Source organism: Tsukamurella pseudospumae, assembly GCF_001575205.1.
In the GTDB taxonomy this organism is placed as follows: Bacteria; Actinomycetota; Actinomycetes; order Mycobacteriales; family Mycobacteriaceae; genus Tsukamurella; species Tsukamurella pseudospumae.
Genome location: NZ_LSRE01000050.1, coordinates 367805 through 393712 on the forward strand (window position 1 = coordinate 367805; position 25908 = coordinate 393712).

Consider the following 25908-nt stretch of genomic DNA (forward strand, 5'->3'; position numbering starts at 1 on the left):
TCACCAGGGTGGATCAGCGCGCCCGACGCGCCGTAGCGAAACCCCAAAAATCTCAAACAGTCACTTCAGTCACACGCGAGTCGGCGTCTCAGAACCACGCCCGGCCGGACCGGACGACCCTCGCGACCATGGAATCCGCGATCTCCTCGGCCGTGATCGCGACGAGCAGATGGTCGCGCCAGGCACCGTCGACGTGCAGGTACCGGCGCAGCAGCCCCTCCTCGCGGAACCCCGCATTGCGCAGCACCGCGCGCGATCCGCCGTTCTCCGGGCGCACCGTCGCGTCCACCCGATGCAGGCCGAGCGTCCCGAAGCAATGGTCGACGGCCAGCGCGACCGCCACCGTCGCCACGCCGTGGCCGGTCACCCGACGGTCCACCCAGTAGCCCACCCACGCGCTCTGCAACTGCCCGCGGCTGATGTTGCCGATGGTGATCTGGCCGGCGTAGGCACCGTCGACCTCGATGACCATCGGGACGATAGTCCCGGACCGGGCCTGCGAGCGGAGCGAGGCGCACAGGGGCGTCCACTGCGAGGCGGCGTGCCGGCGCTGCCAGTTCGTCTCGCCCGACGGTTCCCACGGCTCCAGCTCCGCGCGGTTGACCAGGCGCAGGCGCGACCACTGCCGCCCGTCGCGGGCACGGATCGGTCGCAGTCGCACGACGCCGGCGGCCGTGGTGAGCGGCCCGAGTTCGACCTGCCAGTTCGCCCCGAACACCCGCGTCAGCCGCGCTGGGCGAGGAACGCGACGATCACGTCGTCGCCCGCACGGACCTCGGTGACCTCCGGATCCACCACGATGAGGCAGTTCGCCTCGGCCAGGCTCACCAGCAGGTGGGAGCCGTTGTCCGGGATCGGCGCGACCATGAACTCGCCGGTGTCCTCGTCGCGCATGAGCTGGCCGCGCACGTACTCGCGCCGCCCCTCGGGCGACTCGAAGGCCGCCGCGCTCTTCGCGGTGACCAGGCGGCGCATCGGCTGCCGCTTGCCCAGCGCGATGCGGATGAGCGGGCGCACCATCACCTCGAAGGCCACCAGCGCGCTCATCGGGTTCGACGGCAGCAGGAAGGTGGGCACCTCGTCGGGACCGAGGGCACCGAAGCCCTGGACCGACGCGGGGTGCATCGCGATCCGCTCGACGACGAGGTCGCCGAGCTCGGCCAGCGCCGACGAGATGTCCTCCGACGCGGAGCCGCCCAGCGCGGACGTGATGACCACGACCTCGGACCGCTGCAGCTGCGCTTCGACGGCCTCGCGGACGCCGTCGGTGCCCACGATGCCCACGCGGTGCACCTCGGCCCCGCAGTCCCGGGCGGACGCGGCGAGCGCGTAGGAGGCCACGTCGTAGACCTGGCCGGCGCCGGTGTCGCGATCGATGTCGACGAGCTCCCGGCCCACCGAGATCACCGCGACGCGTGGGCGGGGATGCACCGAGACCTTGTCCCGCCCGACCGCGGCGAGGAGGCCCACCTGGGCCGGTCCGACGACGGTGCCGCGACGCACCGCCACGTCGCCGGGCTGCACGTCGTCACCGGTGCGGCGGACGTACTGCCCGGACCGGACCGAGTGTCCGACACGGACTTTCGACAGCCCACCGTCGGTCCACTTGTCGGGGAGGACGGCATCGGCGAGCGTGGGCAGCGGCGCCCCGGTCTCGACCTTGACGGCCTGGCCGGGCTGCAGCCGGATGGGCTGCCGGTTGCCCGCGCGCACCTCGCCGACGACTGGGAGGCTGACGATGATCTGCTCGCCGGTCTCCTCGTCGGTCTCGCCGGCACGCGCCACGTCGACGGAGCGCACGGCGTAGCCGTCGATAGCGGCCTGGTCGAAGGCGGGAAGGGCGTTCTCGACGACCACTTCCTCCGCGCACATGAGGCCCTGCGCCTCGGAGATCCCCACGCGCACCGGCCGCGGCGCCACCGCCGCCGCCGTGACCCGAGCCAGATGGTCCTCCACGGAGCGCATGTACTCGGCCTCCTACTTGTTCAGGCGATCCTGCAGCCAGGAGCGCAGGTCGGGACCGTAGTCGTCACGGTCCAACGCCAAGTCAACCGCAGCCTTGAGGTAGCCTCCGGGATTTCCGAGGTCGTGTCGGGTTCCGTGATGGACCACGACGTGCACCGGATGCCCCTCTTCGATGAGCAGCGCGATGGCGTCGGTCAGCTGGATCTCGCCGCCCGCGCCCTTGTCGATGCGCCGCAGCGCGTCGAAGATGGCACGGTCCAGCAGGTAGCGCCCCGCGGCCGCGAAGTTCGACGGTGCGTCCTCCGCCTTGGGCTTCTCGACCATGCCGTTGACCTTGAGCACGTCGGGGTTGACCGCGTCCGGCACGGTTTCGACGTCGAAGACGCCGTAGCTGCTGATCTGGTTCTCGGGCACCGCGATGGCGCAGAGCACGGAGCCCCCGCGCTTCTCGCGGACCCGCGCCATCGTGGTGAGCACGCCGATGGGGAGCACCAGGTCGTCGGGGAGGAGGACGCAGATCGCGTCCTCGTCGTCGTCGAGCACCGGCTCGACGCAGGCCACGGCATGCCCGAGGCCCAGTGGCTTCTCCTGGATCACGGCCTCCGCGTGGATCAGGTTGGGAGCGCGGCGCACCTTGTCGAGCATCGCGGTCTTGCCGCGCTTCTCCAGCGTGCCCTCGAGCACGAGGTCCTCGACGAAGTGCGCGACCACGCCGTCCTTGCCCGGGCTGGTGACGATGCAGAGGCGCTCCGCGCCCGCAGCCGCCGCCTCCTCGGCGACGAGCTCGATGCCGGGAGTGTCGACAACGGGGAGCAGCTCCTTGGGAACCGTCTTCGTCGCGGGGAGGAATCGGGTGCCGAGGCCTGCGGCGGGGACGACCGCGGTTCTCGGGATGGAGGGTGTGGTGCTCATCCCCCCACCATAGGGGAGGTCACGCTCGGGTAACGAAGCGGCGCGACGGGTGGGAGGATGGCGCGGTGATCGATTCCGGGCCCGGCCCCACCCCCGAGACGAAGGCGGAGTGGCGCACGCGGCTGCGGCGCGGCCGGGCCGCGATGTCCGACGGTGCGCGTGCAGCGGCGGCCGCGTCGCTGGTCCGCGCGGTGTCCGGGCTCGACCTGGGTGTGGTCGCGGCGTACGTGCCGGTGGGTTCGGAGCCGGGTTCGATCGAGCTGCTGGACGCCCTGGGCCCGCAAGTGTTGCTGCCGGTGACCCCGCCGGAGCCGGGGCCGCTGAACTGGGCCTGGAGCGGATCGCTGGCGCCGGGGCCGTTCGGGCTGCTGGAGCCGGCGGGGCCGCGGCTGGGTACGAATGCCCTGGCCTCGGTGGACACGGTGCTGTTGCCCGCACTGGGCGTCTCGCGCGCCGGGGTGCGGCTGGGACGGGGCGCGGGGTACTACGACAGGTCGCTGGTCGCGGGGCCGCGGTTGATCGCGGTGGTCTACGACCACGAGCTGGTGGACTTCCTGCCGTCCGAGACCACGGATGTGCCGGTGGACGCAGCGCTGACCCCGTCGGGGCTGGTGGAGTTCTGAGTCCTGAGTTCCGAATCCTGCGGGGCCCGGGAGCGGCGCGGTCGCCTGCTCGTACCGCGAGGTGACATGCCGTTCCGCGCAGCCATGCGTGGCACGCATGGATGCATCATTGCAGGTCAGCATGCATTTTCAGCAGTCAAGCCATGCGTGGCGCACATGGCTTCTCACCGGCCCGACGGGGTGACCGTTCCCGGGCCGCGTGGCGTGCCCGGCGGTGGGTGACGCCGGCTGCGGTCGTCGTCCGAGATCGCCCGCGGTTTCAGTGATCGCGACCTGCGATCTCCGCACCGAAACCACTGGCAACCGCCGTCCCCACCACAGGGCGGAAGCGCCGCCGCTGCCGGTAGCCGCGCGCGGCGCACGATGTCACCAACCCGCCGAGGCCATGCGCGCCACGCATGGAGGGCACCGTCGAATAGTGCTCTTGAACTGCGAATATGCGACCATGCGCACCGCGCATGGCTTCTCGGCAACGACACGCCCCCTTCTGCCGTCGCAGTCGCCACCGTCCGAGGCGAGGGACCGCGGACCGTCGGACGGTCTAGATCAGTAGCCGGGAGATGTACTTCTCGCCGTACGCCCGCAGGGCATCGGAGTCACCGATGTCCAGCCCGGTGGGCGAGTTGGACAGCAGCGACCCGGTGATCCGCAGCATGAGGTCCACCACGGAGCACAGCTCGGCGTAGTCCTGCTCGGCGCCGGAGTTGCGCAGCCGGATGACGATGCCCTGGATCAGCAGGTCCCACACGCCGCGCGGGATGCGCAGGAAGTACTCGGGCTCGGCGGCCAGCACCTTGGACACGGCCATGTTCGACTCGGCCTGCCCGATGCTCAGCGCGAACACCTCGACCAGCGTCTGCTGCGGCGTGTACCCGACGATCGTCTTGTCCAACTTGCGGCGCAGCGTGCGGATCTCGATGGCCACGACGCGGGCGATCAGCTGGTCGCGGTTGGGGAAGATCCGGTACAGCGTGCTGCGGGAGACGTGCGCCTGCTTGGCGACCTGGTCCATGCTGACGCCGGGAATCCCGTTCGCGGCGATCACCTCGCGGGCGGCGTCCACGATCCGTCGCGCGGGCGACGGCGTACGCGGGGCACTCATGGCCGTATCGTATCCGCTCACACCCCTGGCACTCGAATCGCCGGAGTGCTAATTGAGCGGTAGAATCGATCGGTGCCTACCTATTCGTACCAATGCAAGGAGTGCGGCGAGGCCTTCGACGCCGTGCAGTCCTTCTCCGACGATCCGCTCACGGTGTGCCCCAACTGCGGCGGCCCGCTGCGGAAGCTGTTCAACTCCGTCGGCGTCGTGTTCAAGGGCAGCGGCTTCTACCGCACCGATTCCCGCAGCTCAAAGGCCGATACCACCGCGAAGTCGGAGACCAAGAGCAGTTCCGACACCGCCGCCAAGGTCGACAAGGCCACCAGCTCCTAGCCTTGCTACGTTGCTGGCATGACCCACGTCTTCGATGAAGCGACCGCCGTCGAGCCGATCGCCGGCGGCTTCCGCGCCCACACGCACCCGGCCTACAACAACATGGTCGGGCCGTTCGGCGGGATCACCGCCGGCACCGTCGTGGCGGCGCTGCAGGCGCATCCCGAGGCGCAGGGCCATCCGCTGAGCCTCACACTGAACTTCGCCGCCCCGATCAAGGACGGCGCTTGGGACCTCGCGGTCACCGTCCTGCGCACGAACCGCACCAATCAGCACTTCGTCTTCGTCCTGAGCCAGGGCGACGGCCCCGTCGCCTCCGGTACCGCGGTGTTCGGCACGCGCCGCGACACCTGGGGCGCCACGGAGACGCCGTTCCCGCAGGTCCAGGCACCGGAGGACTACCCGGAGCAGTCGATGCCGGACTTCGTGGAGTGGGCCAAGAACTACGAGACCCGCTTCGTCGAGGGCAGCCTGGTCATGGACGGCCCGCAGGACGACTCGACCACCACGATGTGGCTGCGCGACAAGCCCGCTCGCCCGCTGGACTACCCGGCGCTGGCGTCGATCGCGGACTCCTTCTACCCGCGGATCTTCCGCCGTCGCGGCACCTACGCCCCCGCTGGCACCATCTCGCTCACCACCTACTTCCACGCGAGCCCCGCGGAACTCGAGCAGCAGGGCGCCGAGCACCTCCTCGCGACCGCCCGGGCGGCGCGCTTCGGCCATGGCCATTTCGACCAGTACGGCCAGGTCTGGGGGCGGAACGGCACCCTGCTGGCGACCACGCACCAGATCGTCTACTACAAGGATCCGCAGGCCTGATCGGGGCCGTTCCTCCACAGGAACGGGGTTATCCACAAGGGCGGCTTCCGGGCCCCTTTCCGACGGTCCGCCGTCGGCGCACCGTCGTAGATTCCGGGCATGGAGTCCTTGCAGCCGACCGGTGTCGAACGGATGCGGGCCGCGCTGCGGCCCGGGTGGGCGCGCACGCTGACGGCTCGGCGGGCGGCGGCCGCGGCGCTGGCGGTGGTGGCGCTGATCGTCGCGGTCACGAGCCGGCCGAGCGGGCCGCAGGCGCAGGTGCTCGTCGCGGCGCGCGAGCTGGGGCCGGGAGGGAAGCTCGTCGGCGAGGATCTCGTGGTGCGCACCGTTCCGGCGGACCTCGCGCCCCAGGACGCGCTGACGCGTCCGGACGAGGCGGTCGGACGGTCGGTGACGGGGCCCGTCGGCGCGGGCGAGATCCTCACGGGCCGAAGGGTGCTCAGCGACCGCACCGCGGGCTTCATCCGCCCCGGCTCGCGGCTGGTGCCGATCGCGCTGCAGGACGCCGCCACGATGGACCTGCTCCGCCCCGGCGACGTGGTGGACGTGGTGGCGCAGCGCAAGCCCCGCGCCGGCGAGCGGGACGACGCTGCGCCCTCCGTCCTGGCCCGCTCGGCCACGGTCGCCGTCGCCGCAGCGGCGCAGGCCTCACGGCAGCAGGCCCGCACCGTGATGCTCGCGATGTCCGAGACGGAGGCGCACGCCGTCGCCGCCGCGGCGCTCAGTTCACCACTGTCCGTGGTGTTCCGGTGAGGCCGGGCGACGACCGGCGCCGAGGCTCGCCCGGCGGCCCCGACGGCAACGTCCCGACAACCGCACCTCCACGACTCGGCGGCCGCGGGTACTCCGACGTCGACGTGGAACGCCGACTCGAATGGCAGATGGACGTCGCTATGCTCCGTCGAATCAAGGTCCCACAGGTACCTCTTGCCGAGGTCATGTTCCACGTCCACGCACTCCAGGAGCTTCGCCGGCGACTCCTCATCTCCGGCCGAGTGGACGAACGCGTCGGCAAGCCCTTGGACCGGAGGGAACGCACTGTCGTGGACACGCTGGTCGCCGAGGGCCGGAACGTCACGGTTCTCGCTCGGGCGCGGACCGGCGACTCGACGCCCGATATCGCAGTCGATGGCCGGGCCGCGGAGATCAAGTCGTCCACCCGAGGGAATGCTCGAGCGTTCGCATTCCGGGTGGGCGAGGTGTGGGACCGGCAAGGTACCGGCCTCGTGTTCGTGAACGCGGACGAGTCGGCGATCGATCACGCCGACCTCGTCGGAGCGATGCAGGCGCTGGTCGCGCATGGCGACGCCGCGTATATTCGGGTCATCGGACGTCGTGCCGACATCGAGCTCGGGAGGTGGCCGTGATGCGCAACGATCTCATTCTCACGGCTCAGGTCGACGATCCGACGGGCCGGTTCTCACAGTTCGTCGCAGACCTCGCCGCGTCGCTCGGAGCGAAGGACAGCGCCGTGCGAACGAGGCCGAACGGCCGTCGGGCCGTCATCCGTACCGCTACGGGGGTCGTCACCCCGGGCGTGTCCGAAGGAGGGTTCGGCGTCGGCATCGAGAGCGTCACCGACGACGATCATGCGCACAATTCGTACGCCGATCGAGTGCACATCGCCGTGGCGTCCGCGCTCCCCGACGTGCGAGTCGACCTGCTCGACGAGACCGACCAGGTGATCCGGAGCGTCACCCAACACACGCCGGCGGCCTAGGAATCGCTGAGTCTCTTCGTCGATCCCGGGCAACGGGTTCCGGATGGCGGCGCTCAGCCGACCCGGTAGGTGAGCTCGCGGATCAGCCACTTCTGGCGCTTGCGCGCCACCTCGGCGACGGCGGGGCCGTAGTAGAAGCGCAGGTAGTCCTCGCCGTTCCGGCGCAGCGCGCGGGTGGGCAGCGTGGCCAGTTCGGCGGGCGGCGCGAGCTTCGCGGCCTCCGGCATGCGGATGGCGCGCTGCAGCCACCGGCGCTGCTCGTAGATCATCCAGGTCCACGCGCCGCCGAGGAGCGAGAGCGTCACCGCGCACTTGAGCACGATGAGCAGAAGCACCACCATGGGGTTCTCGCCGCTCGGCGCGTTCCACCAGAAGTGCATGAAGTAGGCGAGCACGATCGGGATCGCCGCGAGCGCCGGCCGGATCCGCAGCAACGCCAGGCCGAGCGCGAAGAACCCCGTGTACACCCAGTGCGATTGGAAGCCGAAGAGCGCGCGCATGAGCGTCACCGTGAGCGCGCCCACGGTGTCGGACTGGGCATCACGGACCGCGAAGGTCACTGCGTACGAGAGGTTCTCGACCACTTGGAAGCCCAGACCCGCGAACGCGCCGACCGCGAAGATCTGAAGCGGCCTGCGCAGGCGGTCGCGGAACATCACCAGCAGCAGCGCGACGCCGGCGCCCTTGATGGTCTCCTCGTCCAGCGGTCCGATGAGGGCCGCACCCCAGGTCGTGGAGCCGGGATCGTCGAGCACGTCGTTGACGGCGTCGGAGGCGAACCCGTTGATCTGCAGGGCGAGCCCGCAGGCGCCGATCGCGCCCCACGCGAAGGCGAGGGCCCACACCGTGCGCAGCTGGGCGTGCGAGCGGTCCAGCGCCCAGATGATCACGGCGATCAGCGCGGCGGCCAGCAGGATGATCGGCAGCGCGACCGCGACCGCGCCGCCCGCCTCCGCGATGCGGGGCACCATGTCGCGCACGAGCACGAACGCGCCGAACGCCGAACCCGCCAGGAACACCCAGAAGCTGATGGTCGTGAGCTGCGCGCGCATCAGTCCTCCCGCAGGGTCTGGACGAGCGCGGTCAGGTCGGGAGCGGCACCGTCGGGCCCGCGGAGCGTGAGCACCGTGACCAACAGGTCCGAGTGGCCCACGACGGCGCACTCCCCCGACCTGCCGCCGCCCGATGCGGCGCAGCTGCGACCGGCGAACTGCGGGCCGCGGATGTCGCCGGTGAAGTGCGCGTCGACGCCGCCCGCCTCGAACTCGCGCAGGCGGCGCGGTGCGGCGGTGTCGAAGTCGGTCATGCCGGTCGTGAGGCGCACGGACAGCGAGCTGCCGCTGGGGTGCACGAAACGCACCACATCGGCCCGGCCGGACGGCACCTTGTCCCAGCCCGACGGTGCGCGGAAGTCCACTCCCGCAGAGGCGTTCCCGACGCGATAGGTGTGGTCGGCGACGGGCGTGCGCGGTGTGGGCACGGCGCGGTCCACGCCGTACCACCCGGCGGCGAGCCCGCCGACGACGAGAATCACACCCGCCGAAACGCCCGCGTCGACTGCGCGGATTCGGTTCATACGGTTAGCATAATTGCGACACTGCACCACGCGTCGCATCCGTAACAACTTTCCGAAGGACGACAAACATGCTCAAGGGCTTCAAGGACTTCCTCCTCAAGGGCAACGTGCTCGACCTCGCGGTCGCCGTGGTCATCGGTGCGGCGTTCACTGCGATCGTCACCGCGTTCACCGATCACGTCGTCAAGCCGCTCATCGCCTCCATCGGCGGCGGCAAGGACGTGCAGGGGCTGGCGTGGGAGATCAAGACGGGTGTCGCCGCCACCACCGTCGACCTGGGCGCGGTGCTCACGCAGATCATCAACTTCGTGCTGGTCGCGGCCGTCGTCTACTTCATTCTGATCATGCCGTACGAGAAGATGAAGGCGCGGCTGGCGCCGGAGAAGGCGGCGGAGGACGAGGTGGACGTGCTCGTCGAGATCCGCGACCTGCTGGCCGCGCAGGCCGCGCCGTCGCAGGGCGGCGCGCACTCGGCCCTGCCTCCTACGGGGCAGTTCCCCACGCAGCGCTGACCCACGCACCACGAGAGCCGGCCTCCCCCACGTGGGGAGGCCGGCTCTCGTATCCGGGTTCGACGGTGCGCCGCTACCGCACGCCGCGGCGCGACCGTCCGGTGTTCTCCATCCGCAGGATGGCGTCGAGCTCCTCGAGGTATGCGTCGGCGGCGGCCGGGGCACGCTTCCGCGGCGCGGGCGTGAGACGCGCGACCCGCTTACGCTTCTGACGCGGCGCCTCGCCCACGTTCTTCACTGCCACGTACCGGCCGGACTCGTCCTTTCGCGCGATCATCGTGCGCCCGTTCGAGAGCCGCAGGCGATAGCCACCGTCCGCCGCCTTGGTGACCGAGAGGATCTTCGGATGCGGGCTCGTTTCCCCGGAGCGGTCCTGAACCTCGACCGCGGACGCACCACCGCGGTCACCGGTCGCCTTGTTCACGCCTTCTCGCCTCCTGGGTCAATACGTTGATGATAACGCTCTCATCGGGGCTCGTCGCAGTACCTTTGAGGTAACCGAACCATTCCGCCGCGTTCCCCGTTCCGGATCCGTCCTCCGTCAGCCGGTTCGTCATGACCCACTCGAAGGTCTCCCACCAGCGATCCTTGCTCGCCGACCTCGCCTGGCTGCGCAGCGCACCCATGAAGGCGACGAGCGCAGCGATGACAGCGCCGACGGCGCCGAAGCCGGGCGAGGTCACGAGAGCCCACGCGCCGTGAAGTACTTCGGACGTGCCTTGTGGCCATCGATGGCGGCAGTACCGCAGACCGGGGTTGGCGACGAGCCACACGAGCACACCGAGGCCGACCGCCCCACCCAGCCGGCGCGTCCAGCGCCGCGTACGAACCTGGCGTGCAACGAAGTCGAGCTGCTCACGGGCGGAGAGATCCTCCTGCCGTACGGTGTCGCCGCGCAGCCACCAGACCAGCAACGACCGGGCGAGACCGTGCCCGCCGAGCCTCTCCGCCCAGTTCGTGTCCCGCAGCAGTGCTGCGACAGTGCGCGTCCGATCCACGAAAGAGGCACGCACCACGGAAGTCTCCCTTCGCAGCCTCACTCGTCGGTCCGATGCAACACCGTCGAACAAGCCGTCATCAATTGGACGCACCAGCACGCGGTTCGGTTCCCGTCACGCACACACCCCACGGCGAGACAGTGCACACAGCGATTCAGATGCCACGAAGGCGAGGCCGCTAGCGCCACTGCCGGGTTCAAACATTTATAGCTTTTTTGTTTGATTTTATCGACTTTACTCGAATATCGGAGTAGACTTGCAGTAGCAGAACGAGGAGGTGGTGGGCATGACTACCAGCACAGCAGCGGAGTATCTTGCCGCCCTCGCCTCGTTCGAAAATGCCGCCGAGCGGCTCGCTGCGGCGAGCCCCGTGATGCTCTCCTCGGAAGAGATCCTGGATGCGCTCCCCCGGCTCGAGATGGCGGCGCGGAAGGTGCCGCACGGCCAGCATCTCCTCACTCAGGTGTGCGTCGAGCAGGGGATCCCCGGGCAGTTGGGCTACACGGGGATCAAGGAGATGCTGGTCGATCGGCTGCGGCTCGCGGGCACGGAAGCACGAGACCGGATGAAGGGCGCCAGATCCCGCACGCCGCGCAATACCCGGGGCGAGGCGCCGGAGCCCCGGCTGCCCGAGCTCTCCGCGGCGCAGCGGGCGGGTCTCGTCTCCGAGCGGCACGCCGCCGCGGTCGAGCAGTGGATCGACAAGGTGACCAAGGCGCCCGAGGCCACTCCGGAGAAGGTCGCTCTCCTCGAGGACGTGCTCGTCAACGCCGCGCTCAGTGTCTCTCCCGAGGACCTCGCCAAGATCGGGCAGCGCGCCTACGCGCTCATCGATCCCGACGGTGCCGAGCCCAGCCCGGAGAACATCGCGCGCAAGCGCGAGGTGAACCTGGGCAAGCAGAGCGACGATCTGATGTCGGACCTCGACGGTGCCCTCTCCCCCGAGTGCCGAGCCCTGATGGACGTGGTGTTCGAGAAGCTCGCGCGGCCCGGCGTGAACAACCCGGCGGACGAGGAGAGCCCCGTCGACCCGGCGGACCAGGACGCAGTCGCCGAGGCGGCCCAGCGCGACACCCGCTCGCAGGGGCAGCGCAATCACGACGCGCTGCACGCGGCGCTCCGGGACTTCATCTCTTCCGGGGCGCTGGGACAGCACCGCGGCGTGCCGTGCGTCCCGGTCATCACGCTGGGGATCGATCAGCTCGAGTCCGAGGCCGGGTTCGCCACCACCGCGACCGGTGGGCGCATGCCCGTCGAGGACGCGTTGCGCATGATGGGCACCAACCCGAAGTACGTGCTGGTGCTGGACCTCGCGAACCGGCCGCTGTTCCTCGGCCGGGAGAAACGGCTCGCCACCCCGGATCAGCGGATCGCGCTGTACGGCAGCGAGAAGGGTTGCACCGCACCCGGTTGCGATGTCCCGGCAACTCGGTGCCAGGTCCACCACATCACGGAGTGGGCCGACGGTGGCGCCACGGATATCACGATGCTGACCCTCGCGTGCGAGAAGCACCACGGGAAGGTCACACCCAGCACCAGCGACTACCCGGGCGGGTGGGAGACGATCACGGTTCCGCACGGCGAGTACGCCGGCCGCACCGGCTGGCGCCGCAAAGCAGACCCCACCGGCGCGGTCCGGGTGAACCACGCGCACCACGTCGGCGAGCTCTACCGCCAGGCCATCGAACGCTGGCAGCGGCGGCGGGCACAACTCCGATCACTGTGGCGCAGTGAGGAACTGCGCGTGCAGTACGAGGAGTTCATCGGCACCGTCTACGACGACATCGCCGCCGTCCTCGACGGGCCCCACGGTCCACCGATCCTCGAGGAGATGTTGGCGGAACACGACGCGGAGGTCGACTGGCGGAGCCTGTCGACGGAGCCTCCAGTGGCCGCGGCGTAGCGGTCACCCCAGGGTGAAGCGGTCACCCCACGCGATGACGGTGCCCTCCGAGTTCCCGATCTGCGCGGTGACGATCACGTACAGACGTGCCTGGGCGTAGCCGCCGCACCCATCGACGCCGATCGTCTGATCCGCGTAGTTGAAGCTGCCGCTCGCGCCCTCGAAGTCGAAGCTCGTCGACGGCTCGAACGAACCGCCCCCGGGCTTGATCTCGTCGCCGGGCTTGGGCCAGGTGGCGCGGTCGAAGGTCAGGGATTGCACGCCGACCTGACCCGCACCGAGGGAGATCGAACCGCCGGTCGTGCCGGTGACCGACGGGCCCGCCGCATCCGCCCCGAACGTCGGGCCTGCGGCCTCCGCGCCGACGTTCACACTCGCATCGCCGACCTGCACCTGGCAGCCCACTGCGTAGCCCGCCTCGATGGTCCCGCCGTCGGCCTCGGCACCGTCGAGCTTGACATTGATCGCGCCGGTCACCCAGGCGTTACGGGTGGTCGGTAGCGCGACCATTCCGGGCGAGAGCTTCGCCTTCTGTCCCTTCACTGTCACAGTGATCGAGCCGGAACCCACCTTGACGGTCTTGACGGCGTCCCGGATGGGGATCACGGTGTCAGCCGTGGCCGTCGCCGTCGGGGCGATCAGCCCCACGGCGAGCGCCCCTGCGACAGCGAAGAGGGCGGGATACGAGGTTCGGTTAAGCATGCGGGGTCCTTTCGAGCCGCTCACGACTACGGACGTAGCGGCAGAAAACAGAACCTACCAGGTGAATCCCCGTCGAACACGCTCTGGAACACGCATGTAACAGCTGGTAACACGAAACGAGGGCACTACCGCCGCCCCTCGCCCACGCGGCGACTCAGCCGAGACTGAAGGGCTTACCCCACAACAGAACCGTGCCCTCGGAATTGCCGACCAAAGCCTTCACCTTCGCGAAGAACTTGGCCTGGGCGTAGCCCGCACACCCGTCGACGCCGATCGTCTGGTCGCTGTACGCGAGCGAGCCGGACTTCCCGGCGAACTTGAAGCTGCTGCCGGGCTCGGCGAACTTCGGCGTGATCTCGTCGCCGGGCGCGGGCCACTTCGAGCGGTCGTACGTGAGCATCTGGGTGCCGACCGAGCCAGCCTTGAGTGAGAGCGATCCGCCGGTCGACGCGGTCGCCTTGGGGGTGAACGAGAACGGGCTGTCCGCAGAGCTGTCGTAACCGACGCCGGAGTCCACGCCACCGGAGAGCTTCACCGAAGCGGCGCCCACATCGACCTGACAACCCACGACGTACCCGGCCATGATCGATCCGCCAGAAGCCTTCTCGCCGTCGATCTTCGCGGAGACGACTCCGGAGACCCACGCATTGCGAGTGGTCGGCAGCGAGACCATCCCTGGCGAGAGCCGACCTGAATGGTTGGAGATGCTGATAGTCACCGTCGCGCCGCCCACCTTCTGGGAGACACTCGCGGTTCCGAGGTTGAGCACGGTGTCGGCGTACGCCGCACCGGATTGGCCAGCGCCCATGGCGATTCCGGCAACAGCGAGCGCGGCGGTGCCGCGGAGAACAGTGCGATTCATTGAATTCATCCTTCGTGGTTCGGGTTTCGCGCGACAGCGCGATGAGATACGACCGAGGCTCAGCGGCGACTCAGCCGAGGGAGAACGGCGCGCCGTAGAGGAATCCCTGAATGCGGTTGCTGCCCTTGATCTCCACCCACGTCACCAACCGCGACTGCGCGTAGCCGGAGCAGAAGGCGATATCGACGTTCTGGTCCTTGATTGTCACCTCGTAGGTGCCCGACTTCGCGAACTTGATGGAGTCGATCGCGCTCGGCTGATCGGACTGTCCGAAGCCGGTGACACTCGACGTCGCACCGGGCGACAGCGGGATACTCAGACTCGGCGACACACCACCGAGCGACCCGGTCAACCCCTTGCTGGAGGCACCCGCACTCGGCCCGGTGACTTCGACACCGCCGCCGATCTGCCCGGGGAACTGACATCCGGTCACCAAGCCCACGCCGAGCTTCCCCTGAATGTCCTTGGCATCGGCGGGCGCTTTCACCTCGACCGAACCGGTCGTCGTCACCCACGCGGAGCGCGATTGCGGCGTCGCCATCGTCGGCTGGATCGCCGCGGAATTCCCCGTCGACTTCAGAACAACGGACCATCCGGCCGGCGCCGCCACGACCTTCTGCCCACTCGGCAGCGGACCGGCGTTCGACGTGCCCATTCCCATCGACGCGACAGCGGCCACCACCACCGCGACCGCGCCCAACTTCCATCCAGCGTTCTGCAACTCTCACCTCACCGAAGATCGTTTCCGGAGCGCTCGCCCTCGGACCCCTTCAGACTTCGAGTGCCACCTAGGTTAGCAAGGACACCCTATCCATCTTTAGGTCAGCCAAACCTTAACATGACCTTATTGGTCCTTATGTCCGACTGTGCATGCGGGGCACACACACCGCCTCGACCTGCACAAGGCGGTCCGCATTATGGGGAAGGTCACACATCGCGAGCGGTCTCGCGTGCCTACGGCCGCCCTGACAACACGAAAAAGCGCACGCCCCGGGGGGCGTGCGCTGTTCCTGGCGGCCGCGTTCGGCCGACGATTCGACTACTTGTCGGACGACCCAGACGACCCAGACGACCCGGACGAGCTCGACGAAGATCCCGAACTTGACGCCTCCGGCGCGCTGTCCGCACCGGAGGCCGAGGCCGCAGGAGCCGAGGCCGCGGGGGCGGCCGGTGCGGCCTCAGCCGGCGCAGCGGCGGCGGGAGCGGACGCGGACGGTGCAGTGGCAGCAGCACCGGATGCCTCGGGAGCAGACGCGGCCGGAGCCGAGGCCGCGGGCGCGCTGGACTCGGGCACGTTGTGCGTCGCGTTCTCCGTCGGCGTGACCTCAGGCTCAGGCGTCTGCACCGACGGCACGGACGGAGCACTCGGGGCGGCCGGGGCGACCGCCGCCGTGGCCTGCGCGGTCGGCGCCGAGGTCGGCGCGAAGGGGGCGGCCGCATCCACCACGGGCGGCGCAACGCCTGTGCGCACCTTCGCGGCCGCAGCGTTCGACACGTCAGAGCCGGTCTGCGGGAGGTCCAGCGCAGTCGCGGTGATCGCCTTCGAGTCGACACCCGACGTGGTCGATGACGTGGTCAGCGGCGCGGAGCCGGTGGACGGCACTGCCGGGCCCGTAGTCGCGACCGCGCCTGCCGGTGTCAGGTCGGCGATCAGCTTGGTGATCGCCGACGAGGCGGAGGCGAGCTGGGTGGTCGGGTAGCTCACGACAGCATCGACCGACTTGTTGATCGCGTCGGTGATGAGCTTGGGAACACTCCCCCACTGGCCGGTCAGGATGGCATTCGGAACCGAGGTCAGCAGACCGTAGCCGGCGGAGTAGACCGTCTGGAAGACCTGCACCGCACCCCACGCCGCAGAGACCGGGATGGCGGCGACGTTCAGCGCATCGGTCACGACGCTGGGAACGGTCAGGGTGGGCAACGCGGCGGCCGACGAGGTGGACGACGAAGAGAGTGCGGTCGCCGGTGCCTTCGGCCCCGTACCCGTCGTGACCCAGGTGAGCGAATCATTGATCGCCTTGGTGAACAGCGACGGCACACTGCCCCACTGGCCGGTCAGAATGGCGTTCGGCACGGAGGTCAGCATCTTGTACCAGATGGTGTAGACACCCTGCGCGACCTGGACGACCTGCCACACGCCCGCCAACGGCAGGCCTGCGGTGTTGAGGATGTCGGTGACCGCGGACGGCAGAGCCGGGATGCTGATCGGCACACCGGTCGCGGAAGCGGCCGCGGCCGGAACCGTGGCGGACTGCGCACCCTGCACTGCAGCGTCCGTCACGACGACGATCGGCGCGATACCGCCCTGGGGTACGGCCGAGGACGCGGGGGCGCCAACAACAGAGGACGCGGCGACGTTCTTGAGCACCGCGGCGGGGCTCGCGGCCGGCGCGGAGGCCGGAAGCGAGGCCGCGACGACCGCGGGAGTGGATGTAGCGGCGGTAGCGCCGGACACGGGGACGGCGGCGATGGCCGCGGCCGCGGCGAGCGCGGCGATGGAGGTTGCCTTGCGATTCACTTCTTCAGCTCCCTGAGGACAGGACGATCATGTGGGGCACCGGAATTATCCGTACGTATCGGCGGCGCCGTGTCCGATTTGTACGTTCGTACCATTCTGTGGAGACAACGAAGGCGGTGCCCGGATCGGACACCGCCTTCGCGGCCTGTAGGCCTATCAGCCCAGGGTGAAGGGCTTGCCCCAGAGGATCACGTTGCCCTCGGAGTTGCCTACCTGCGCGTTGATCAGCGCGTAGAACTTGGCCTGCGCGTAGCCGCCGCAGTTATCGACACCAATGGTCTGGTCCTGGAAGGACAGCGAGCCCTTGTCCTTACTGAACGAGTAGCTGTTGCTGGGGACCGACCAGTTCGGCTTGATCTCGTCACCGGGGCTCGGGAACTTCTTGCGGTCGAAGGTGAGGTTCTGAACGCCCACCTGACCCGCACCCAGGCTCAGGCTGGCACCCGTGCTGGCGGTCGCCGTCGGGTTCATCGTGAAGCCCTTCGAGCTGTCCAGACCGACGCCCGGATCGACCTTGCCGCTGATCTTGACGCCAGCGTTGCCGACCTGGATCTGGCAGCCGACGACGTAGCCGGCCTGGATGGTTCCGCCGCTGGCCTTGCCGTTCACCTTCACCGAGACGGTGCCGGAGACCCAAGCGTTGCGCGTGGTGGGGAGCGCGACCATGCCGGGAGAGAGAATGGCGTGGTGGCCCGTCAGCGAGATGGTGACGGAGCCGTCACCCAGCTTCTGAGTGAGCGTCGGGTTGTCGAGATTGAGGAACGTGTCGGCGTTGGCCGTGCCGGTGGACACGGCACCCAGCGCAACGCCCGCGACGGCCGCCACGGCGGCGCCGCGCAGTGCGAGCTTCTTCATGAATGATCCTTCGATGATGTCGCCACCCCGAAGGGTGAGCAAGAGAGTCAGGGGGTCAGAAGGTCCGATTTAGCCCATGGAGAAGGGCGCGCCGTACAGGAAGCCCTGCACGCGGTTGCTGCCCTTGATCTCGACCCAGGTCACCACGCGCGCCTGCGCGTAGCCCGAGCAGAAGGCGTAGTCGACGTTCTGGTTCGACACGACGACGTTGTACGTGCCGGGCTTCGAGAACTTGATCACATCGATGTTGCCCGGCTGATCAGACTGACCAAAGCCCGTCACACTGGAGGTCTGGCCCGGCGCAAGCGGAATGTTGAGACTCGGCGAGACGCTACCGAGCGCACCGCCGACGCTCGTTCCGACGCTGGCGGAGGGGCCCGCGACATCGATGCCGCCATTGATCTGGCCCGGGAACTGGCATCCGGACACGATGCCGACGCCCAGCTTGCCCTGGATGTCCTTCGCGTCCGCCGGCGCCTTGAGCTCCAACGTGCCGGTCGACGTGACCCACACGCTCCGCGACTGCGCAGTCGCCATAGACGGCTGAATGTTGAAGGAGTTGCGGCTCGACTTCAGGACCACGGACCAGCCCGCAGGCGCCGCAACGGTCTTCTGACCGCCGGGCAGGGGCCCTGCGTTCGCCGAACCCGCTGCGACAGAGGCAGCAGCTGCCACCGCGACCGCGACGACGCCTGCGCGCGCTGCGACCTTGCTCATCTTGCTCATTCGTTCCCCTCACCAGGAATCTGTGGAGTGACGCTCCGATCAGGAGCGCCGGCGTAGCAGCTCACCCAGCCGCCTACCGAATCCCGTGCGTCGTCTCAGCACGTGACCACTGTCGTTTCCCCGGAGATCTTCGTCGACCTTCGGTTCCCGCGCAGCATATCCTCAGGTTTCGCGACGTCGCAACGGTTTGAACCTTTATGAATCCCGACTTTCGAAACTTGTAATTTCAAATAGCGATTGCCGAACGTCGTCTGGACCAGGACTTCTTAGGACATACTCACCGGTAACCTGGCCCGACCCGCAATTCAGGCGTCATTGCACACTCTGAGAGTTCACTCAGGCAACCCAGACCTGTAACCTGAACGTAAATCTGAAGCCTGTGTCCTTAGTCACACTACCAGCGCTAATGCAAAACCTTACGTGGTTCGGAGCGCGAAGCGGTCGGGCGGGTCAGCCCCCGTGGTGCGGCGGACGGTTCTCGCGGTACCACCGCTCGGTCGGGTCACCGTCGGACTGGGAAACGGGCGATGCCGCACCCGAACGGGATGCGGCATCGTCGGACACGTCGTCCTTGGTCTGTGCGGGCAGAACGTCCCCGAAGATCCGCGCGATGTCGCGCGCGGAGTACTTCCGGGGCCCGCTCTCGCCGGACCGGCTGTCGGCGCCCTCGGTCACCGGGCCTGGTCGTCCCCACCGGCGATGTGCCGGATCACGTGGGTGGCCAGCGGGGTGAGCGTGGCCATGCCGTCGCGGATCGCGGCGCGCGAGCTCGCGAGGTTCACCACCACGGTGCTGCCGGACACGCCGGCCAGACCGCGCGAGAGCCCCGCGTCGGTGGCGCCGGCAGCAAGACCCGACGAACGCAGCGCCTCGCAGATGCCGGGCAGCTTCTTGTCGAGGATGTCCTCGGTGGCCTCCGGCGTCACGTCGCGGGCGCCCACGCCCACGCCGCCGATCGTCACCGCCAGGTCCACGCCGCCGATCACCGCGGTGTTGAGCGCGTTGCGCACGTCCACCTCCTCGGCGGGGACCACGACCACGGCGTCGACCTCGAAACCGGCCTCCTCGAGCAGCTCGGTCACCAGCGAACCGACCGACTTGCCGGCGTTCGGGACACCCGGCTGCACATGGTCGTCGACGACCACCACGAGCGCGCGGCCGATCACCCCGGCCCCGTCGAGCGCCGCTTCGTCCAGAACGGGCACGTCGAGCACCTCGTCCTCCGGCCAATCCGCTGCGGTCATGTCCACTCCTCGCATCATTTGTCCAACTTATCGAGCGTCACCTGCTTGGACACCGGACTCGTACTGCTCGGGCTGTCGAGGTACGTGATCGTCACGGTAGCCCCCGGCGGGTACGAGCGCACGGCCCCGATCAATCCGTAGCCGTCGGTGATCTGCACGTCGTCGATCTTCGTCACCAACGCGCCCTTGGGGATGCCCGCGCGACCGAACGCCCCCGTCGCCGACACCTCCGCGACCAGGGCGCCGGGCCGAGTGACCGAGGTCTGCCGCGGATCCACCGTCACGCCCACCGCGGCGTGCGAGGCCTTCCCCGAGTCCATCAGCTCCTTGCTGATCCGCTGCACCAGGTTCGCCGGGATCGCGAAGCCCAGACCGATGCTGCCGCTCTGCTGCCCCGTGGACCGGGACGATCCGAGCGTCGCGATCGACGAGTTGATGCCGACGAGCTGCCCCGCCATGTCCACGAGCGCACCACCGGAGTTACCGGGGTTGATCGCCGCGTCCGTCTGCACCGAATTGACGACGGTGGCCTGATCCGAGTCGCGGCCGCTGGTGGCCACCGGACGATTGAGAGCCGAGACGATGCCGCTGGTCACCGTGCCCGCGAGCCCCAGCGGCGCGCCCACGGCCACGACCTCCTGGCCCACGGTCAGCTTGCCGCTGTCCGCGAAGGCCAGGGGCTTGAGGCCGCGCTTGTCCGTCTGGATCACCGCGAGGTCGGTCACCGGATCCGCGCCGACCACGGCCGCATTGCTCACGGTGCCGTCCGAGAAGGACACGGTGAGCTTGCCGTTCCCCGCGATCACGTGGTTGTTCGTGACGATCTTGCCGTCCGCGGTGATCACCACGCCCGAGCCCGAGGATTCCGAGGACCCGGCCTGATTGTCGATCGACACGACGGCGGGCAGCACGTTCTGCGCCACCTCCTGCACCGACCCCTTGACGACCGGCGGCGCCGCTCCCCCGGACACGGTCGTCGTCGTGCTCGAGGAGTCCTTGCCCCACACCAGGTACGCCCCGGTCACCGACAGCAGCGACGCGACCAGCGCGATCGCCACGCCCAGCGCCACGAGCGCGCCCAGCTTCGGCCCACCCCTGGGCGGGCCCGACGGGGCCGGGGGCACCGTCTGCACCCCGCCCGGCGCCGGGTAGCCCGACGGTGCGCCGCCCTGTCCGGCCGCGTACGGGTTCGAGTACTGCTGGGTGGGCCGGTACTGCCCGGCCTGGCCCGGCTGCTGCGCGGGCTGTCCCGGCTGCTGCCCCTGCTGATAGGGATTCTGCGGACCCTCGGTCATGGAGCCCCTCCTTCGTGTCTCACGCCAAGACTGCAGTCGTCGTCTGTGAGGTCGCTGTGAGCAGATTGTCACTTACCCCGCAGCAGCCGCATGCGGGGTTCCCGATGCACGATCTGCGGGGCCCGTCCGCCCGCCACCGGGCTGCCGGGGATCTCGAACCGGACCAGGGCACCGCCACCGTCGGCCGAACCGACCGAGACGCTGCCGCCGTGCCGCTCGATCACCTGCTTGACGATCGCCAGGCCCAAGCCCGAGCCGGGCATCGATCGGCTCGCCATCGACCGGTAGAACCGCTCGAAGACCAGCTCGCGGTCCTCCTCCGGGATGCCGGGGCCGCTGTCGGCGACGGTGAGCGCCGCCCGGTCCACGCCGATCTCGGACAGCTCGACGCGCACCACGGCACCGTCGGGCGAGAATTTCGCGGCGTTGTCGAGCACGTTGACCACGGCGCGACCGAGCCCGCCGTTGTCGCCGTACACGAACCAGGGCGCGCTGGAGACCTCGAAGCGCACCGTCGGGCGGCGGCGTTCCACCCGCTCGACCGCCTTCGCGAGGACCTCCTCGAGGTCGATCTCCTCGTTGACGGCCTCGGGGGCGTCCTCCCGCGCCAGGTCGACGAGGTCGCCGACCAGCGTGGTCAGCTCCTCGACCTGCGCGAGCACGTCGTCGGAGAGCTCCTGCAGATCCTCCTCCGGGATCGGCGGAGCGCCGGGGCGGCGCGTGGCGATGAGCAGCTCGACGTTGGTGCGCAGGCTGGTCAGGGGCGTGCGCAGCTCGTGACCGGCGTCGGCGACGAGGCGGGCCTGGCGGTCGCGCGACTCGGCGAGGGCCTGCAGCATCGTGTTGAAGCTGATGCTCAGCCGCGCCAGCTCGTCGCGGCCCGTCACGGGGATCGGCGTCAGGTCGTCGGTGCGGGCGACGCGCTCCGCGGCCTCGGTGAGCCGCTGGACCGGCCTGAGCCCGCCGCGGGCGACCGCGGTGCCGGCGATCGCCGCGAGGATCACGCCGCACGCGCCGACCACGATGAGCACCGTCCCCAGCTCGCTGAGCAGGTTCTTCGTGGGTGTCAGGTCCTCGGCGACGATGATCGTCACGCCGTTGTCCAGCCGCCGGGCCATGACGCGGGTGTCGCCCACCGAGCGCAGCGACTGCTCGAGCTTGCCCGAGATCACGGCGCGCTCGTCGTCGCCGATCGGGACCTGCCCGGACGGCCCGGAGTGGTACGGCGTCCCGTCGGGATAGACGACCATCGTGCGGTTGACGGACATGTCCGGACGGAACATGAGCATCATCATCACGGTGGTGAACTGCGTGACCGGCGAGCTCATCGCCGGCGCCACCGAGTCCACCTGCTGGTGCAGCCGGTTGTCGACGTCCGCGTACATGGCCCGTTTGACCACGAAGAACGCCGACGCCGCCATGAGTGCGACGGTGATACCCACGACCACCGCGGCCAGCAGCGTCACCCGCCAGCGGAAGCTGACGTTGCGGGTGACCGGGTTCGGGTCGCGCATGGGGCGCTTGTCCCGGACCTCCGGCCGGGCGTGCCGGGGCAGGGGTCCGGACACCGTCGGGATGCGCCCCGTCACGGCGCGCCCCCAGGCGTCACGGCGGGGTCTCGCGCAGGACGTACCCGACGCCCCGCACGGTGTGGATCAGCCGGCTCTCGCCATCGGCCTCGGTCTTGCGGCGCAGGTACCCGACGTACACCTCCAGCGCGTTGCCCGAGGTCGGGAAGTCGTAACCCCACACCTCCTCGAGGATCCGGCTGCGGGTCAGCACCCGGCGCGGGTTGCCCATGAGCATCTCGAGCAGGCTGAACTCCGTCCGCGTGAGGCTGATGGAGCGCTCGCCGCGGGAGACCTCGCGGGTCGCCGGGTCGAGGCTCAGGTCCTCGAACGCGAACACCTCGTTGTCCGCGCCCGCGTCCGGCGTGGCGCGGCGCAGCAGCGCCCGCATGCGGGCGAGGAGTTCCTCGAGCGCGAAGGGCTTGGGCAGGTAGTCGTCGGCGCCCGCGTCCAGCCCGCTGACCCGGTCGCTCACCGCGTCACGCGCGGTGAGCACGAGGATCGGCAGGTCGTCGCCGGCGCTGCGCAGGCGACGGCACACCTCGAGGCCGTCGAGCCGGGGCATGTTCAAGTCGAGCACCACCGCATCGGGGCGGTTGCCCGCGATGTGATCGAGGGCGTCCTGGCCGTCCACGGCCGTGTCCACCTGGTACCCGTTGAAGGTCAGTGAGCGCCGCAGGGACTCCCGCACCGCGCGGTCGTCGTCGACCACCAGAATTCGCATGGTTACCAGTCTTACCCAACGCGGCTAGGAATTCGCTGAAGAGGCGGCAGTGATGTGCGGCTCCGGTAATTCTGGACAACGGCTTCGACAATTTGGTGCACGGCCGATGCACCGACATACACTCGAATCGTGTCCGTAGCCCCTGGATTCGCCCGTCGCCGCGCCGGCGTGCCCGTCGGTGCGCTGCTGCGCATCCATCGCGACGGCGCGCGGGTCCACGCCGAGAACCTGGCGCTGATCTGCACCCTCGGCATGGAACGCCCAGCGGCATTGCTCTCCGCCCTGTGTTCCTTCGCCGGATGGGGCGGCGTGGCGCTGCTCGCGATCGACGACTGGTCCCCCGCCGCGATCCCGAGCCTGTTCGCCTCCGCGCTGGGGTTCCTCTGGGGCGCGCGGTTCGCGACCGGTCGCCCGCTGACCTATCACGGATCGCTCGCTTACATCGCGTTCAGCAACGCCGGCCTTCTCATCGCGCTGCACGCAGCGCCGTCGACCCTCGTCGCGCTGCTGGAGACCATCTGGATGCTCGCGACGGTGTGCTTCGCCTACACCTGGCACGGCCGCGTCGCCGTCGCGATCCAGTACGTCGTGATCGTCCTGTGCATGATCATCACCGCGACCGCCGCCGCCCGGTTCGACGACGTCCGCCCCGTGGTCCTCGCGATCAGCCTCGGCACCGTCGCCTGCGCCGCGCAACTGTCCTTCCTGACCTTCGCGGGCAAGGAGCGGCTCGGCCGGTTCGCCCTGACCTCGGAGCGCCTGTCGCGGCTCGACGAACTGACCGGACTCCTCAATCGGCGCGGGCTCACCGCCGTGGCGGGCAACCGACCCGGCACCGTCGCCGTCGCGATGATCGACCTCGACCACTTCAAGCGGATCAACGACGCGCACGGCCACGCCACCGGCGACGAAGTACTGCTCCTGGCCGCGCGTCGGCTCCAGACGATCTGCGGTGCCAATGCCCTCGTCGCCCGCCTCGGCGGCGACGAATTCGCGGTCGTCACCGACCACGTGCCCACCGACCTCGGCGAGCGGCTGTTCGACCCCGCCGACGGCACCCCGGTCCACGCAAGTGTCGGCGTGGCACACGGCGTCGCCGACAGCGCCGCCGCCCTCGAGCGGCTCCTCGCCGCCGCCGACGCCGCGATGTACGCCGCGAAACACGCAGGTGGACGCTGGATCGCCTCGTGAACAGATTCTTCAATCCTGAAGCTTTGCGCTAGCGTGGCCACCATGTCCAGCGCCGGGATCCGAGCCGTGTTCGACAGCGGCGCGAGCGTCCACGCCGACAAGTACGACGTCCTGAGACGGGTGGGGCTGCATCGCGTAGCGGTGAACCTCGCGGCGCTCTGCGTCGCCGGAATCGCCGTCACCGCGATCCTGCTAGCACTCAGCGGCCGGTCGACGATCCCGGCGCTGTGTGTCGCGCTGGCCGTGCCCGCCGTCGGCTGGGCCTGGTTCCTGCATCGGACGCCGCGGATGCGATACGCCCAGTCGCTCGGTTTCCTCGCGTACTGCGACGTCGTGATCATCGTCGGCCTCTTCGTCGTGACCGACTCGGAGGTCGGGTTCCTCAAACTCACCTGGCTCGTCGCGGTGAGCGGCTACGCCTACGGGTTCCACGGGCGGGTCGCGATGGCGCTGCAGAGTGCGATCGGTGTCGTCGGCCTCGGCGTGGTTATCGCGATGGCCCTGATCCACCACGACTCGTCGATCCCGCTGCTCGCGGCGGGCTCGGTCACCGTTGTCGTCATCAACGCCGCCACCGCACTCGTCATCGACGGCGGCATCCGCCGGTTCGGGCTCACCGCCGAACGTGCAGAGCATCTCGCGCGGCTCGACGATCTCACGGGACTGCTCAACCGCCGGGGCCTCGGTCACGCGTGCCGCGGCTGGTCGGGGGCCATGACGGTGGCCGTCCTCGACCTGGACGGGTTCAAGCGGCTCAACGACACCCACGGCCACCCCGCGGGCGACGAGGTCCTGCGCCACGTCGCTCGTGGACTGCGTGCCGCGGCCGGGCCCAGTGCCCTGGTCGCCCGCCTCGGCGGCGACGAGTTCGCCGTGGTCGCCGGCCGTCTCCCCGACCTCGAGGCCGGTATCCGCGGCACGTTCGACGGGGTGCCCGTCCGCGCGAGTCTGGGCCTCGCCCACGGGATCGCCGACGGCGCCGCCGGCCTCGACGCGCTCCTCGCCTCCGCCGACGCCGCCATGTACCGGGCCAAGCGGGCGGCGGACCGTCGGACCGCCTGAGCGGGAGCCGCGCCACCCGGCGGCCCGGAGACACCGGACCGTCAGCGCCGGAGCATCCGGCGGCACCCGCGGTAGAAGCGGTGCGCGACGTTCTCCGGCGCGAGGGGCACGCTCCACCCCTGCCACAGGGCGAGGAGCCGGAAACCCGTGGCCAGCACGGCGCCGACCACGAGCGACCGCGCGTCGGTGGCGCCCCAGTACGAGGCGAGCACCGTCGCGCCGGCGCCGGTGAGCGCGGGGATGGCGTAGAGATCGCGCTCCTGGATGAGCAGCGGCACCTCGTTGACGAGGATGTCGCGCAGCACGCCGCCACCGAGCGCGGCGGTGATGCCGATGAGCGCGGCGGCGAAGGGCGACGCGTCGTGGTGCAGGGCCGTCAGCGCGCCGGCGGCGGAGAACACGCCCATGCCGATCGCGTCGAGCACGACCACCGACAGCTTGAGCCGCCCGAACTGCGGGTGGAAGACGAAGACGAAGGCGGCCGCGATCGTGGCCGTGGTGAGGTTCTCCCAGCCCTGGAAGGACGCGGGCGGGTGGATGCCGAGCAGGACGTCGCGCGCCACGCCGCCGCCCACGCCGGTGAGCGCGGCCAGCGTCCAGACGCCGAACAGGTCGAGCCGCTTGCGGACGCCGATCAGCGCGCCGGACGCCGCGAACACCGCGATGCCCGCGTAGTTCAGCACCGCCAGCAGCAC

The 25908-nt window shown here is 69.6% G+C and carries 30 protein-coding genes; 10 read left to right on the forward strand and 20 right to left on the reverse strand.

Going from position 1 to position 25908, the window contains the following annotated elements; genetic code table 11:
• Positions 1-88: 88 nt before the first annotated feature.
• From AXK61_RS22710 to AXK61_RS22720, 3 genes are read right to left on the reverse strand one after another with little or no spacing between them, the layout of a single operon-like run.
• The gene (locus tag AXK61_RS22710; RefSeq protein ID WP_175400094.1) at positions 89-718 is read right to left on the reverse strand and encodes a GNAT family N-acetyltransferase; all 630 of its coding nucleotides are present in this window, start codon (positions 716-718) and stop codon (positions 89-91) included.
• 5 nt (positions 719-723) lie between these two features.
• The gene (gene glp, locus AXK61_RS22715) at positions 724-1965 is read right to left on the reverse strand and encodes a molybdotransferase-like divisome protein Glp (protein ID WP_068574854.1); all 1242 of its coding nucleotides are present in this window, start codon (positions 1963-1965) and stop codon (positions 724-726) included.
• A 12-nt stretch (positions 1966-1977) separates the two neighbouring features.
• Entirely contained in the window at positions 1978-2877 is a 900-nt protein-coding gene (locus AXK61_RS22720; protein ID WP_068574853.1) for a UTP--glucose-1-phosphate uridylyltransferase, read from the reverse strand.
• Between the two features lie 65 nt (positions 2878-2942).
• Here AXK61_RS22720 and AXK61_RS22725 point away from each other — a divergent pair, with 65 nt between their 5' ends.
• Positions 2943-3500: a 5-formyltetrahydrofolate cyclo-ligase gene (locus tag AXK61_RS22725; protein WP_068747064.1), complete on the forward strand. Its 558-nt coding sequence runs from the start codon at positions 2943-2945 to the stop codon at positions 3498-3500.
• Positions 3501-4041: 541 nt separating this feature from the next.
• Here the strand turns inward: AXK61_RS22725 and AXK61_RS22730 are convergent.
• On the reverse strand, positions 4042-4602 hold the full coding sequence (locus AXK61_RS22730; RefSeq protein ID WP_082778203.1) for a TetR/AcrR family transcriptional regulator: 561 nt from the start codon (positions 4600-4602) through the stop codon (positions 4042-4044).
• Between the two features lie 72 nt (positions 4603-4674).
• On the opposite strand from AXK61_RS22730, the gene AXK61_RS22735 reads away from it, so the two are divergent.
• The 5 genes from AXK61_RS22735 to AXK61_RS22755 all read left to right on the forward strand — a co-directional run bounded on the left by AXK61_RS22735 (position 4675) and on the right by AXK61_RS22755 (position 7477).
• On the forward strand, positions 4675-4935 hold the full coding sequence (locus AXK61_RS22735; RefSeq protein WP_068574848.1) for an FmdB family zinc ribbon protein: 261 nt from the start codon (positions 4675-4677) through the stop codon (positions 4933-4935).
• 18 nt (positions 4936-4953) lie between these two features.
• Positions 4954-5757 carry an acyl-CoA thioesterase gene (locus AXK61_RS22740; protein WP_068747065.1) on the forward strand — a complete coding sequence of 268 codons (804 nt, stop codon included), beginning with the start codon at positions 4954-4956 and terminating at the stop codon, positions 5755-5757.
• 99 nt (positions 5758-5856) lie between these two features.
• Positions 5857-6510, forward strand: coding sequence for a Flp pilus assembly protein CpaB (cpaB, locus tag AXK61_RS22745; RefSeq protein WP_068574844.1), 654 nt, complete (start codon positions 5857-5859; stop codon positions 6508-6510).
• Between the two features lie 140 nt (positions 6511-6650).
• Entirely contained in the window at positions 6651-7124 is a 474-nt protein-coding gene (locus AXK61_RS22750; RefSeq protein ID WP_139058094.1) for a hypothetical protein, read from the forward strand.
• Positions 7124-7477: a hypothetical protein gene (locus AXK61_RS22755; protein WP_139058093.1), complete on the forward strand. Its 354-nt coding sequence runs from the start codon at positions 7124-7126 to the stop codon at positions 7475-7477. The genes AXK61_RS22750 and AXK61_RS22755 overlap by 1 nt, the downstream gene beginning before the upstream one ends.
• Before the next feature lie 53 nt (positions 7478-7530).
• Here the strand turns inward: AXK61_RS22755 and AXK61_RS22760 are convergent, their stop codons facing one another.
• Positions 7531-8529: a PrsW family intramembrane metalloprotease gene (locus AXK61_RS22760; protein ID WP_068747066.1), complete on the reverse strand. Its 999-nt coding sequence runs from the start codon at positions 8527-8529 to the stop codon at positions 7531-7533.
• Positions 8529-9053 carry a hypothetical protein gene (locus AXK61_RS22765; RefSeq protein WP_156485793.1) on the reverse strand — a complete coding sequence of 175 codons (525 nt, stop codon included), beginning with the start codon at positions 9051-9053 and terminating at the stop codon, positions 8529-8531. Before AXK61_RS22765 ends, AXK61_RS22760 begins: the two co-directional genes overlap by 1 nt.
• A 68-nt stretch (positions 9054-9121) precedes the next feature.
• Here AXK61_RS22765 and mscL point away from each other — a divergent pair, with 68 nt between their 5' ends.
• Entirely contained in the window at positions 9122-9565 is a 444-nt protein-coding gene (mscL, locus tag AXK61_RS22770; RefSeq protein WP_068747068.1) for a large-conductance mechanosensitive channel protein MscL, read from the forward strand.
• A gap of 73 nt (positions 9566-9638) precedes the next feature.
• On the opposite strand, the gene AXK61_RS22775 is transcribed toward mscL, so the two are convergent.
• Entirely contained in the window at positions 9639-9989 is a 351-nt protein-coding gene (locus tag AXK61_RS22775; RefSeq protein ID WP_068747069.1) for a hypothetical protein, read from the reverse strand.
• A complete protein-coding gene (locus tag AXK61_RS22780) occupies positions 9970-10563 on the reverse strand; it encodes a hypothetical protein (protein WP_156485794.1) in 594 nt (197 codons plus the stop codon). Before AXK61_RS22780 ends, AXK61_RS22775 begins: the two co-directional genes overlap by 20 nt.
• Positions 10564-10849: 286 nt before the next feature.
• Between AXK61_RS22780 and AXK61_RS22785 the strand changes: the two genes are divergently transcribed.
• Complete coding sequence (locus AXK61_RS22785; RefSeq protein ID WP_082789506.1) at positions 10850-12466, forward strand: HNH endonuclease signature motif containing protein; 1617 nt, start codon at positions 10850-10852, stop codon at positions 12464-12466.
• Between the two features lie 3 nt (positions 12467-12469).
• Here the strand turns inward: AXK61_RS22785 and AXK61_RS22790 are convergent, their stop codons facing one another.
• The 11 genes from AXK61_RS22790 to AXK61_RS22840 all read right to left on the reverse strand — a co-directional run bounded on the left by AXK61_RS22790 (position 12470) and on the right by AXK61_RS22840 (position 22960).
• Positions 12470-13168 (reverse strand): MspA family porin, encoded by a 699-nt coding sequence (locus AXK61_RS22790; protein ID WP_068747072.1) that lies wholly within the window; start codon positions 13166-13168, stop codon positions 12470-12472.
• A gap of 154 nt (positions 13169-13322) precedes the next feature.
• Positions 13323-14030, reverse strand: coding sequence for an MspA family porin (locus AXK61_RS22795; RefSeq protein ID WP_082789507.1), 708 nt, complete (start codon positions 14028-14030; stop codon positions 13323-13325).
• A gap of 70 nt (positions 14031-14100) precedes the next feature.
• Complete coding sequence (locus AXK61_RS22800) at positions 14101-14730, reverse strand: MspA family porin (protein ID WP_068747074.1); 630 nt, start codon at positions 14728-14730, stop codon at positions 14101-14103.
• Positions 14731-15069: 339 nt separating this feature from the next.
• Positions 15070-16548, reverse strand: coding sequence for a hypothetical protein (locus AXK61_RS22805; protein ID WP_068747075.1), 1479 nt, complete (start codon positions 16546-16548; stop codon positions 15070-15072).
• 156 nt (positions 16549-16704) lie between these two features.
• Entirely contained in the window at positions 16705-17403 is a 699-nt protein-coding gene (locus AXK61_RS22810) for an MspA family porin (RefSeq protein ID WP_068747076.1), read from the reverse strand.
• A gap of 69 nt (positions 17404-17472) precedes the next feature.
• Positions 17473-18129, reverse strand: coding sequence for an MspA family porin (locus AXK61_RS22815; RefSeq protein WP_082789508.1), 657 nt, complete (start codon positions 18127-18129; stop codon positions 17473-17475).
• A gap of 450 nt (positions 18130-18579) precedes the next feature.
• Positions 18580-18804 (reverse strand): hypothetical protein, encoded by a 225-nt coding sequence (locus AXK61_RS22820; protein ID WP_068747078.1) that lies wholly within the window; start codon positions 18802-18804, stop codon positions 18580-18582.
• Entirely contained in the window at positions 18801-19373 is a 573-nt protein-coding gene (locus AXK61_RS22825; protein ID WP_156485795.1) for a MogA/MoaB family molybdenum cofactor biosynthesis protein, read from the reverse strand. Before AXK61_RS22825 ends, AXK61_RS22820 begins: the two co-directional genes overlap by 4 nt.
• A gap of 14 nt (positions 19374-19387) precedes the next feature.
• Positions 19388-20668 carry a S1C family serine protease gene (locus AXK61_RS22830; RefSeq protein ID WP_068747079.1) on the reverse strand — a complete coding sequence of 427 codons (1281 nt, stop codon included), beginning with the start codon at positions 20666-20668 and terminating at the stop codon, positions 19388-19390.
• Between the two features lie 68 nt (positions 20669-20736).
• Positions 20737-22182, reverse strand: coding sequence for a HAMP domain-containing sensor histidine kinase (locus AXK61_RS22835; RefSeq protein ID WP_068747080.1), 1446 nt, complete (start codon positions 22180-22182; stop codon positions 20737-20739).
• 91 nt (positions 22183-22273) lie between these two features.
• The gene (locus AXK61_RS22840) at positions 22274-22960 is read right to left on the reverse strand and encodes a response regulator transcription factor (protein ID WP_068574809.1); all 687 of its coding nucleotides are present in this window, start codon (positions 22958-22960) and stop codon (positions 22274-22276) included.
• Between the two features lie 129 nt (positions 22961-23089).
• Between AXK61_RS22840 and AXK61_RS22845 the strand changes: the two genes are divergently transcribed.
• Positions 23090-24151: a GGDEF domain-containing protein gene (locus AXK61_RS22845; protein WP_156485796.1), complete on the forward strand. Its 1062-nt coding sequence runs from the start codon at positions 23090-23092 to the stop codon at positions 24149-24151.
• A gap of 42 nt (positions 24152-24193) precedes the next feature.
• Positions 24194-25213: a GGDEF domain-containing protein gene (locus AXK61_RS22850; RefSeq protein WP_139058088.1), complete on the forward strand. Its 1020-nt coding sequence runs from the start codon at positions 24194-24196 to the stop codon at positions 25211-25213.
• A gap of 41 nt (positions 25214-25254) precedes the next feature.
• Here AXK61_RS22850 and AXK61_RS22855 read toward each other — a convergent pair whose 3' ends face one another.
• Positions 25255-25908 (reverse strand): trimeric intracellular cation channel family protein, encoded by a 654-nt coding sequence (locus tag AXK61_RS22855; RefSeq protein WP_068574803.1) that lies wholly within the window; start codon positions 25906-25908, stop codon positions 25255-25257.